The sequence below is a fragment of the Chloracidobacterium sp. genome (assembly GCA_016711345.1).
Classification (GTDB): Bacteria; Acidobacteriota; Blastocatellia; order Pyrinomonadales; family Pyrinomonadaceae; genus OLB17.
In genome coordinates this window covers 32,333-43,121 of the sequence record JADJTD010000006.1, presented here as the reverse complement: position 1 = coordinate 43,121, position 10,789 = coordinate 32,333, and the positions used below count along the sequence as shown (strand labels likewise).

General features: G+C 47.2%; 11 protein-coding genes. 10 read left to right on the top strand and 1 reads right to left on the bottom strand.

The window, feature by feature from the left end; all coding sequences use genetic code 11:
• Window positions 1-390: 390 nt before the first annotated feature.
• A complete protein-coding gene (locus IPL32_19100) occupies window positions 391-576 on the top strand; it encodes a hypothetical protein (protein ID MBK8467926.1) in 186 nt (61 codons plus the stop codon).
• A gap of 604 nt (window positions 577-1,180) precedes the next feature.
• On the top strand, window positions 1,181-1,411 hold the full coding sequence (locus IPL32_19095; GenBank protein MBK8467925.1) for a hypothetical protein: 231 nt from the start codon (window positions 1,181-1,183) through the stop codon (window positions 1,409-1,411).
• Window positions 1,412-3,933: 2,522 nt separating this feature from the next.
• Here the strand turns inward: IPL32_19095 and IPL32_19090 are convergent.
• Window positions 3,934-4,083, bottom strand: a complete 150-nt coding sequence (locus IPL32_19090) for a hypothetical protein (GenBank protein MBK8467924.1) — start codon at window positions 4,081-4,083, stop codon at window positions 3,934-3,936.
• A gap of 270 nt (window positions 4,084-4,353) precedes the next feature.
• Between IPL32_19090 and IPL32_19085 the strand changes: the two genes are divergently transcribed.
• The 8 genes from IPL32_19085 to IPL32_19050 all read left to right on the top strand — a co-directional run bounded on the left by IPL32_19085 (window position 4,354) and on the right by IPL32_19050 (window position 10,504).
• Window positions 4,354-5,373, top strand: coding sequence for a primase C-terminal domain-containing protein (locus IPL32_19085; protein MBK8467923.1), 1,020 nt, complete (start codon window positions 4,354-4,356; stop codon window positions 5,371-5,373).
• Entirely contained in the window at window positions 5,288-6,358 is a 1,071-nt protein-coding gene (locus IPL32_19080; GenBank protein ID MBK8467922.1) for a hypothetical protein, read from the top strand. Before IPL32_19085 ends, IPL32_19080 begins: the two co-directional genes overlap by 86 nt.
• Window positions 6,359-6,377: 19 nt before the next feature.
• Entirely contained in the window at window positions 6,378-6,776 is a 399-nt protein-coding gene (locus IPL32_19075) for a hypothetical protein (GenBank protein MBK8467921.1), read from the top strand.
• A 9-nt stretch (window positions 6,777-6,785) separates the two neighbouring features.
• Entirely contained in the window at window positions 6,786-8,192 is a 1,407-nt protein-coding gene (locus tag IPL32_19070; protein ID MBK8467920.1) for a DEAD/DEAH box helicase family protein, read from the top strand.
• A 409-nt stretch (window positions 8,193-8,601) separates the two neighbouring features.
• Window positions 8,602-9,120 (top strand): hypothetical protein, encoded by a 519-nt coding sequence (locus IPL32_19065; protein MBK8467919.1) that lies wholly within the window; start codon window positions 8,602-8,604, stop codon window positions 9,118-9,120.
• A gap of 152 nt (window positions 9,121-9,272) precedes the next feature.
• The gene (locus tag IPL32_19060; protein MBK8467918.1) at window positions 9,273-9,674 is read left to right on the top strand and encodes an HNH endonuclease; all 402 of its coding nucleotides are present in this window, start codon (window positions 9,273-9,275) and stop codon (window positions 9,672-9,674) included.
• 230 nt (window positions 9,675-9,904) lie between these two features.
• Window positions 9,905-10,108 carry a hypothetical protein gene (locus tag IPL32_19055; GenBank protein ID MBK8467917.1) on the top strand — a complete coding sequence of 68 codons (204 nt, stop codon included), beginning with the start codon at window positions 9,905-9,907 and terminating at the stop codon, window positions 10,106-10,108.
• Window positions 10,109-10,204: 96 nt separating this feature from the next.
• Window positions 10,205-10,504: a hypothetical protein gene (locus tag IPL32_19050; GenBank protein ID MBK8467916.1), complete on the top strand. Its 300-nt coding sequence runs from the start codon at window positions 10,205-10,207 to the stop codon at window positions 10,502-10,504.
• The last annotated feature ends 285 nt before the right edge of the window (window positions 10,505-10,789 follow it).

The following is a 10,789-nucleotide window of genomic DNA, read 5'->3' as shown; positions in this document are numbered from 1 at the left end:
CCCCATTTTTATATACAGAAAACATCTTACTAACTTTTGCCACTAGGGAGTAGGGAGGGGGAGTAAGGAGTAAACATCTATTCAATAGGGGGGGGTCACATAGCAGGGCACAAGCAGGGGTATATCGATATGCTACGCATGCTTGTTTATGTATGCGATGCGTCGTAAAAGATGATTGTTTGGATTTGCTTATGCTGTGCTATGTCCTTGGCATGCGTCGCATAACTGGTCTTTTACGACGCATGAAAGGGGGTTATTTTACGACGCTATAAATGGTTATGTTTAATAGGATAAATACTTATCCACATTATCCCTGTTTCTTGGCTAAGATAACACTATTGACAGGGTTTAATAGATATGGTTTAATATAGAGGTCAAAGGAGACAACCCATGAACAGCATGACTGAAGCCCTTGATACGCTCTTTCCCTCTATCTTCGACGATGAAGACAACGTCTATAACACCGACCAGCTTGGATCGGAAGTCCGCCCTCGCAGATCGCCAAGCGCGAACGCGCTGAAGCCTCTACGCGGACGGACACGCCGTCACATCGTCGCTCTTGACTCGTTGGCCTAGTTACTCGCTAGGCCACCGCACAAGGGCAAAATTAAGCCCTCTAGCACATTCTCATATGTCACAAGATCGTAAACTCCAGATCGTTGCTGCTTTACTCGACGGCGTTGCTTGGCAACTTGTAGCGTCTCCAGAGGAAATGGCAGAGATCGACGTTCTGAAGTCATGGAACTTGTCCCCGCGTTCATGCGCTAAGTATGGACACAATATGTCGCCGCTGGCACATGGGCGTTATCGACCATGTGATCCGAGGGCAGTAAGCCGGAAACACTCTCCGGCTTATCCCTGCTCAAATCTAAAGGGCCGAAATATACCTTTATGCGATATCCACCAGACAGGCTAAAAGTGCGTGAAGCCCTTGAAACCCAGTCACAAAAGACCCGTAACGAACGCAAAACGCTAGAAAAGACGCTAGAGATCGTTGAGCAGTACACGGGCAAGCAGATTAACAAACGCCTCTGTACGTTTATCCAAGAAAAATCCGGCCAACGCTTTCGAGAGGTGACGCGTTGGGACAGCGAGACGAAAAAACGAAACAAAATCAGAAGCTTACCCATGTATCTACGCAACGCTAGAAAAAAAAGATTATGGCGAGCGAGAATATACGTTGACCGTTTACAACGAATGGGCCGAACGGTCAACAATTTGGTTTGCAGACATGCCCGACTTGATCGAGGGAATCAAGGCACGCATTAGCGGGACAGATGAAGCCATTGTAAACATTTCAAATCTTCTCAAAAACCTTGATAACACTCTCGACCGTTTTGAGAAAGCGACGACTGAGCTCGAGGAGATCAATGACATAAAAGGCATGTTCTATATCCGAGAACTTCTATAATAATATGCAAACGTACAAATACGACGAGCTGGACAAGCGAGGGCAGGACTACGTGGTCAACTCTATAATGCGCAACTAATCGAAGAGGGAATAAACGAAATGCGAGATGCTGGAACGCCTGATAACTTAATCCTAGATAGCATTTTTAACGGCGTACGCTTCAACGAACACGGCGAGCGGATCGCTTAATCAGGTCACAAACTCGCACAGAACGGCTTAGGACAAGGCTTTATATGCCCCTAGGCCGTTTCTGCGAGGGTGGAACTATCTACCCCATGACAGGAAAATCAATATGCTCACAAAGAAACAGCGCGCGTATATCGAGACTTGGCTCAACGGATCACGCCATTTCTTGCGAGAACGGATGGCGTCGAGGATATCGGGGCACTGTCAAGCGACACGCTAGGAAGCATGCGGGGAGCAGTCCCAAGGACTTGCCTCGACAAATGACAGCCCCTGTACCGCGATGATATCAGCCACATTGCAAGGAGGAGCTTGGGGAAGCTATCGAGGCTCTCAAACGATTATAGAGCGTCACAGCATAAACGGTTTCGGAAACGTACTCCCGACGCTTCACCGCCTAATGAGCTCACATGGCGGAACGTGTCAGGCGTCTTTTGATCATTGAAAAGAGACAAGCACGGTCATAGTTCAGGGCTTAGGAGTGATTTTGGAAATGTCCGGAAAAGAGACCGGCAAGGGGGAGCTAAATGATGGAGCAGGGTGATCGGAGCAGGGTTCCCTGTGACCGGCTAGAAGAGCTCGCGCCTTGTGCTAACCTTGGAAAGTTGTATGGAAGAGCTTGGAGGCTTCGACGATCTCAAACCATTTAGGCAATTAGAATAAACTTGAATTGTAGAATGTATAACCCAATTGTAACCTGTTTATAGATCGGCATGCAGGAAAAGGCAGGTTTTTTTCTTTTTGATACTTTCTGTCACTGAGTGTTCATAGTTTTAGGGCTTGGAGTGATTTTTGATATCCAAAATAACTGCAAGGAGCAAAATCATCATAGGTGATCAGGATTGAACTTTTTACCTCCCAAAATCAGCTTTATTTATGAAAAAGTCTTTATATCTAGGCTAATTCTAGCATAATAAAAAATCTATGTTTTTCATAAAAAAATCTCAAAAAGTTCTCGATTATATGAATGACCCCAACTTTTGACTATCTGGTGACTAATTCCTTGCTACCATTTTCTCCCACAATGTACACTCCAACAGGGCGATCTTCCTTTCCGAACATGGTAACCAATCCACGATGAAATCGTCGTTTTGGGATCGCTTCCGATCTTTACGCTTACGATCTCAAAGACTTCATCGAGAAGAACTTCGAGATCCTCCCCGAGAAGGACAAGTACCGTTTGGGATTTTCTACCCGTCTCTTCTCCCACCTTTTCACCTATCGCTTTGACAGGTTTTTCATTCATACCGACTTTTATTAACTAGGCGAGAAGCGTATACCATCCTCGACTCGCCAACGCGAATATCTTTAGTCGTTAAAGCGAATGAAAAACATCCGGAAGGGTACTCCTTGCAAATCCGACCGGCCGCAACCGCGAAGACTCCATGAACTTCTATCGCAAAGAAAGTTCCAACCTTTACGCCGAAATCTCCTCGTTTCGTGGAGAATTTTGAGATCCTACAATCGAGAGATCACAATCGAATAACCCCACTTCCCAACCCCTCTGTCGTCCTATCGCTTCTTGCAAGATTTTCAACCAACCGATCTCAATCAACTAGGGTATGAGAAGCGCATTACCTGACCCTCGCTACGCTAATCTAAAAGAGCTGATAATGTCGTGATTCGATTCGAATGTAATGAAGAATCTTTATCATGATCTTAAAGCACAACAGAGTAAACTGACCCTCACCATTAGAATCCAAGAGCGAAAAAGAAAAAGATAAGCTCTTGAGCCTCAAAGGAGTTCGTTGCTTTGATCGACAAAAATGTGGCCAAAGAAGGACTACAAGATTGACAAAGGAAATTTCCTCAATCCCCAGAACGCAAAATCAAATCCTCAACACCCCTTGTCGAGGCACCAGTGGCTGAGTGAAAAAGCATCTCCTTGCATCCCCCGTCGAGCCAGCACAGAAGAGAACCCTTTTCCCCTGGAACATCCTTGGATGAAATGGGAGAATGCTTTACTTCTTAGAGATCGTAGTAAGCCAACGCCTTAAAACTTCAACATCAAAAACCGACACCCACAGGCTGACAGTTCAAACCGTTTGATTTATAATCGAGGAATCCGCGATAGCTTATCAAAAATCAATATGTCCTCTTCTAGCTCATTACCGCCTCCAAAGTTCCTAGACCTCTTTCCGGAGTCGATCTTCTGTTTTATTCCAGAGACGACAGAAGCCAAAGAGAAAACGCCTCCTCTCCCTGTAAAACACTACCCCCGTATTGATGCGGATCTTTTAAAACAATTGAGGGGCAGGGTTATGCTTCCTACATCTCCGTAAACGGCTTCCGTGACGCGAAGCTCCGGAAGGAAGAAAATCTTTCTCTCTCTGCAGCATTTATTTTGCGACATCGACGCGCCGCACGACGACTTCCACCTCTCCGACAAATCCCTCAACACGTTCAAGAACAACTCCTTGAAACGCATTCAGGAACTCGATAAGATCGTCCCCATTTCCATCCTCGTCGAGACAAGACGCGGATTCCACGTCTACTTCCGCATAAGCCCACCGGACACAACGATCGATCAGAATACAAAAGAACTGTATCTTTCCCTCCTAAAAATCCTCCGTGACGAGCTTGGCGCCGATCACCAATCGAGCGACATCCCCCGCGTCCTCCGTCTCCCGAACTCCCTGTACCGGAAAGACCTCAAACAATCCGACACGCACCTCCATTCCATTATCCGTCTTTTGACTTGCAGATCCGATGCCGGAAAGACTCTCCGTGAGTACGCCGCGATCCTATCGTCCGTCATCATGGAGCAAGAACCGGTAGCACCTATCCTAGAACCTATCCTAGAACCTATCCTAGAACCTATTGTTGCTCCTGAACCCGACCTCACTCTCAAGAACGAAGCGAAGTCTGCCTTCCGCAAAGCGTTACCTCCGGAAACAAAAATCGACGATAGCGTGAAGGAAACCTTTTTCAATGAAGCTCTCCTCCACCTCGACAAAGTGTTCCCGATCATGGAACGCCCGTCCTTCATGTCCGTTGCTTCTCCAAAAGGTATCCCGAACGGTGAGCGTAACAATACCCTAATCATCGCCGCCTCCCTCATGCGTCGTGCCGGAGCGAGTCAAGAACAAGCCGAATCAACTCTCTCCGATTACAATGGCCTCAAACCTAACGAGATTAGAGCCGTCATCAAATCCGCCTATCAACGTGCCGAGCCTTGGGACTTTGCTTGGAATCATCCGACCTTCTCCTCCCACGTCACCGTTGCCGAGAAACAGAAAGTAAAATCAATCATTAGTGAATACTGCACGAACCGGATCATCGAATACATCGACGCAAAACGTAAACAGCTCAAAGAACAAAAGGTAAAGACCGATCAAGCAACAAACCCGATCCCCGAGGACATGACAGAAGCACTCCTCTCTTCCTCTCTTCCTCTTACTCCTGCCGAGCAGAAGAACATCCTCGATCGCTTCCCTGCCATGTTCTCTAAAGAGTTCCCGAGCTTCCGTCACGTCCAGAACGGTCGCTACTTTATCTATCAGCCAACTCCCGAAGAACCGTTCAAGATCATCCACGACAAAGACCTTGAAATCATGGTCATCGCCTTCATTGAAGCGATGGGCCTCCAACGCCTTGCAACCGTGACGACGGCCAAATCTCAAGTCCTACGCCTCGCTGCCTATCCCGATATCCAACTCGAGGGACGCGAAATCGACTCCGATAGCAAGCTCCGTGAACTCCACAATTCCCCCGGCCCTTTTATCCCCGTCAAGAAATGGCGTCCTCGACCTGAAAACTCGAATCCTCTACCCCTATGACGAAAACGCGATATACCTCTCTCCTATCCGTACCGAGTACGTCCCACGTGAACAAATCTCTACGGAAGATGAACAGACAATCAAAAAGTTCATTAACGACATCGCGTGTAGCGAACCTGATCGCGCTAAACGCCTTGCTCAAATTGCCGGCTATACACTCCTATCAGATAACCGTTTTCAGAAATCCTTTTTTCTCTTAGGTGAAGGCGCGAACGGAAAGTCCACGTTCCAGAACGCCATAACCTCGATGCTTGGACAATCGAGCGTCCTCTCCTTCTCGTTCAATGAACTGAAAAACAACTTCTTCACCGGAACGATCTTTGGCAAACGTGCCGGTCTCGTGGAAGAAGTCTCCGGAAACTACTTTGAGTCCGACGTGTTCAAGCGCATCACGGGTCAGTCAATGGTCACGGCTGATCGCAAGTACAAAGATCCGATCTCCTTTATCCCTTGCATGAAGATCATTATCTCCGTGAACCAACTCCCGCGCGTCAACGACGTATTCGAGGGTTACTACCGTCGCCTTGGGATCGTACGCTTTAACGCTCATTTCTCCCTTGCCGATAATAACCTCGATCCGGAAATCGAGTTCAAGCTTGACCGCGCCCGTAAAGCCTTCCTTCATTTTGCTCTCGACGGTCTCGAGTCCCTGATCCTCGAAGGCGGATTCCTCCCCGTTGCCGACGACACAGCTCTCCTCGCTGAATACACGACCTCTAACTCCTCCCTCCTCTTCTTCCTCGGACAGAACTTTGCGCCCGTACCAAAAGACAACGCCTCTGTCTACACGGCTACCGCAATGCCGTTCAAAGAGTTCTACTCCCAGTACAGCACGTTCGCCCGTGAAAATGGCCTCGGACAAAAGAGTGCCGTCACTCTCCTCGACGAATTGCGCCGGAGCAAGTTCAAGCCATTTGATCTCACTCTGGAGGAAGCAAAAGACGGTCGTCAGGCTTATGTCCTCGGTCTTAAAAAAGCTATTTAATATCCATAACAAAAATCCTATGCACCTGAACGAATCGAGCTTCTACCACCTCCCCTACTACGCTCTCGCGAAGTTCTTAGAGAATTGCCAAGCAAGCAAACGTGATAGTGCCGTTTACACCGTTCATCTCCACCAAGAAGCGATCGATGTTCTCCTTGATCGCATGGAACGCGCACAGAGTCATTTTGACCGTAAAGCCTTTGAACTCCTGATCCATGCTCCCGTGATCGTTGGCGAAAACTCTCTCCGAGGGTTCATCCGCTCCATTATCAGCGATCCGCGCTCCTACTCATTCCTCATCCGTGTATGGATTCCGGATCTAAACCAAGAGATTGATATCAGCTACGCGACATCGTTTACCTTTGACCTTGCTCTCATGCCGAATCGCTCCGTCCACGCAAAAGTAAAAACCGGTTAGAGCCTCTTTATGAAAATCAATTCCCAAATCGAACTTTGTGTCCGTACCGATATCTCTCCGTACCGGCACCCGAGACTCCTTGAAGCTCTCGAAAAGGATCTCACGTTCGAGAATCCCAAGTTCAAAGAAGCAGAGCGATTAGGCTTCTCGACATTCTCAATCCCAAGAACCCTAAAACTCGTCTATCAGTCTCCGGCGGGAACGTGGTACATCCCGCGCGGTCATGTTCGTACCGTCCTCAAACATTTTCCTGATGAAAAGATTGAACATTTGACCTGCGATGCGTGGAATCAGCATGTCCTCTATTTCAATGAAGATTTCTCCCTCGATGAACGCCAACTCCGATGCCTTGAAGCTATCGGAAAAAAGAAACAAGGACTGATTCTCGCGGCAACAAGCTCCGGCAAGTCAGCGATCATCCTCGCCGCGATCGCGAAACTCCAGCAAAACGCTCTTATCATTGTGAACCGACAAGTCCTCCTCGATCAACTCCTTGAAGATGCCGAGAAGTACCTGTCCGGCTGCACCATCGGTGTTCTGAACGGCCGGAACAAAGAAATAGGCCAAGTGACTTTCGCCATCGACAAGACCTTGCAAGAACTCCTCCGGAGCGAGGACGAGAAGGCAAGGAATAATCCCCATGATCCGGAACTCCTCCGGAACAAATTTGGCCTTATCATCGTGGACGAGGTTCACACCGCAAGCTGTCCCACGATGACCTCCATTCTTTCACGCCTTCCGGCCAAGCATCGCTACGGTCTTACCGGTACGCTTAAACGCAAAGATAGACTCGAGTTCTACATCTATGGACTGTTTGGCGAAGTCATCGCAGAAGTCTCAAAGGACGAGATCATCGAAGCCGGTCGCGCTGTTCCCTATACCGTCCACCTCCTTGAAACCGAGGCCGTGGTCACGAATGGCCCTGACAATGAATCCCCGACGGCCTACTGGAAACGCATAGATACCGAGCTACATGCCTCCGAACAACGCGAGAATATCCTTTTTGAAGCTGTCCGAGCCTCTATATTGGCCGGAGAGACTCCTGCTATCGGCTTTAGGTATGTTGAGCCATGTAAACGCCTAGTCGCGCGCCTCGCAGAAGCAGGGCTTCCGGTATCCCTCCTAATAGGCGGAGTAAAAGACCCCCGTACCGTATGTACGGAAGTGCAGGAAGGAAAAACCAAAGGGATCGTCGCAACTTATGGCACGTTTGCTACCGGAGTAAACATCCCGAAGCTCGATCATCTGTTTATCGCTTCCCCTTCTTACTCAAATGAATTGCTCCTGCACCAGCTCCGAGGGCGTATCCTCCGGAACGACGCGGGAAAGAAAAAAGCAAAGGTCACGTTCCTGTTCGACGAGTACGTTTTCCCCAGACACAAAGTAAACCGTGTTGTCCGTATCCTTGAACGATGATAATATAAAAATATGGAACAAAAATCAATATACATATTCCACTTCATTATTCTCTTACTCCTCGTTCTTTTTATTCTTTTTGTACCCGTACCCTATGCCAAAGCCAATGGACTTCCGCAAGCAAAATCTGGTCAATGGATTAGTGCTATCGTCACCGCTTACTCCCCAAAAGAAACGTGTCCGCAAGGGAAAAGTGAAAACTGTATTAATGCTTCCGGACAGCGACCTAGTAAGGGTGGCCTCTCTGTCGCGTCCTCGAAGAATTAAAAAATCAATCCCGTCATCTTAGGGACATAGATTTGTTGCGACGATCGAACTGCGCGTAAATATGATGGACGGTTTGACCTTTACTTTGAAGATCGAGCCGAGGCCATAAACTTTGGAAAACAAAAATTAACGATCTTTCTCTATGAACCTTCAAACTAAAGACTACAAGGGCTTTATCATCCTCGGAGTAGACCCCGGCTTCAAGGGCGGCCTCTCGTTCCTGAACCCGTCCGATATGTCCGTGAAGAGCTACGCGATGCCCGTTATCAAGGGAGCAAAAACACGACTTGATACAGCAAAAATCATTTCTTTAATCGAGGATCACAACCCGACTTATATGGTCGTGGAGAAAAATCAAGCCCGTCCGGGTCAAGGTGTATCGTCATCTTTTACATTTGGATATTGGTCAGGATATTGGGAAGGCATAAGCGCTGGATATCTAATGCCGATCACTCTCGTTCCGCCACAGGTTTGGATGAAAGATGTTTTTACTTCTACGATCTCCGGCGTAAAATCCTCAACTGATTTTTGTGTAAGACTCTGGCCGAAGAACGACTGGAAAGGAACGGCGCGTTCAAGAATTGTCCACGATGGAAAGACAGACAGTGCTTGCCTATCCCTTTATCTTTGGAGAAAATTAAAGAGAGATGCAAGAACATAGATGATGTGGTATAATGGGTAACGATACCTATGTTCAATATTCTTAGATCGAAGATCGTAAAGAGAAGGTACAAAGATGGATTCACGAATAATTATAAAGACCTTGTTGAGTGTTCTAATTGCGGTAAGCCCACTTGGAAGTGGAGGAGCAACTTGAGACACCAGAAACGCGTCGGCTGCTCAAAGAAATGTACCTCGAAAAATGCGTCAGGCATCAATAGCTGGAATTTTGCCGGTGATAGAGCGTTCAAGCGCGGCAAAAAAGACGGTTATATTATGTTTTATAAGCCGGATCATCCGGCCGCGAACCGCACGGGTAGGTTGCCCGAGCATCGTCTTATCATGGAGAGGCGTATTGGGAGATATTTGAAGAAGGGTGAGTTTGTACACCATGTAAACGGATTAAAGTCCGATAATAGGATAGAAAATCTGTTTCTGTGCAATAGTTTCCAACACCTAAAACTGCATCAAGATATCGAGGCTTTTCTCCCCGACCTTATGCGTAGGAATATAATCGGGTTTAATCACAAAACAGGTAGATATACACTCCTCTAATATGGCCTCACATGAACTAATCACATTAGACAGGATGAGAGAAATCCGTAATTCTCTTTGCGAACTAACGCGTAGTCGCCCCCAGTTTTTTTCTTGTTCTGCTGATTCGCTTGATTGTGCAGGGTGTAGATATATAAGGACGATTGTTGATCTGGAAGTACAGCTCGATCTACTCATGAGAGAAGATAGATTCAATTATCAGCAAAAAACCTAATATGGCCTCACCTAAAATGCTGGAACTAGAGATGGAAAAACAGCTTCTCCGTAAAGGTCAGGTTCGTATTCTCGTTCCCTCGGAAGGCCACAATCGCGCCGGTCGCCGGAAGATGGATTGGCTTGCAAGTCACCTCCCGAAGAAACAAGTAGAGGCTCTTTTGAAAGTTGCTGTCGCTAAGGGAATCATTAAAGAAGAGGACTTGAAACAACCTGAATAATGTGCTATATTACTCATCGCGCGTTACCTCCTTTTCGCGCCACAAGAGAAGCTCTACGGTTTATTGATTTATCCGTAGGGTTTTTCTTTTTACCTTATGCCTATTAAAACGATCCACAGAATCCTGCACGTTAATCTCCCGTTCAGCGAGAGCGGGATCATCGGTGCAAACAAAGCCGTTTCCCAAATCCAAGGTGTAGATATCGGTGACGGGAAGAAGTACAAGTTCATCGGAATCCGGAACTTCAAGACAGAGAACATGAAAGACGGCTGCAAGATGAAGCGCAAAAACGAGAAGGGACGTACCGTGTCACATAAGCGTAAAGACAGCCACTTCCACCAAAGTTTTGATATCGATCTGGAAGAAATTGAAGAGGCTCTTGACGACAAGAAATAGTCATGCTATAGTCAGGTCATAACTTATTAGATTTATCCATGAACCAACATGAACTAGAAAAAAATCAATCGCTGATAACAATCCGGCCAATCCATATCCAAGTGTACGAGGCCATCGATGACTTCTGGAAGAATCATGGATACGCTCCGCTTCTGCGTGAGCTATCTGGGTCTGTCCCGAGTGCCCCAAGAACTATTCAAAGGGCTATCGCTGATCTCATCGCACGAGGATATATCGAAAAGACACCGAACAAATGGAGAAACTTGAAGCCTATTCAACATCCTA

Excerpts from the sequence above, each read along its gene's own strand:
- IPL32_19070 (MBK8467920.1), top strand. The coding sequence starts at position 6,786 with ATGAAAATCAATTCCCAAATCGAACTTTGTGTCCGTACCGATATCTCT.
- IPL32_19085 (MBK8467923.1), top strand. The coding sequence starts at position 4,354 with ATGGAGCAAGAACCGGTAGCACCTATCCTAGAACCTATCCTAGAACCT.
- IPL32_19050 (MBK8467916.1), top strand. The coding sequence starts at position 10,205 with ATGCCTATTAAAACGATCCACAGAATCCTGCACGTTAATCTCCCGTTC.
- IPL32_19075 (MBK8467921.1), top strand. The coding sequence starts at position 6,378 with ATGCACCTGAACGAATCGAGCTTCTACCACCTCCCCTACTACGCTCTC.
- IPL32_19065 (MBK8467919.1), top strand. The coding sequence starts at position 8,602 with ATGAACCTTCAAACTAAAGACTACAAGGGCTTTATCATCCTCGGAGTA.
- IPL32_19055 (MBK8467917.1), top strand. The coding sequence starts at position 9,905 with ATGCTGGAACTAGAGATGGAAAAACAGCTTCTCCGTAAAGGTCAGGTT.
- IPL32_19100 (MBK8467926.1), top strand. The coding sequence starts at position 391 with ATGAACAGCATGACTGAAGCCCTTGATACGCTCTTTCCCTCTATCTTC.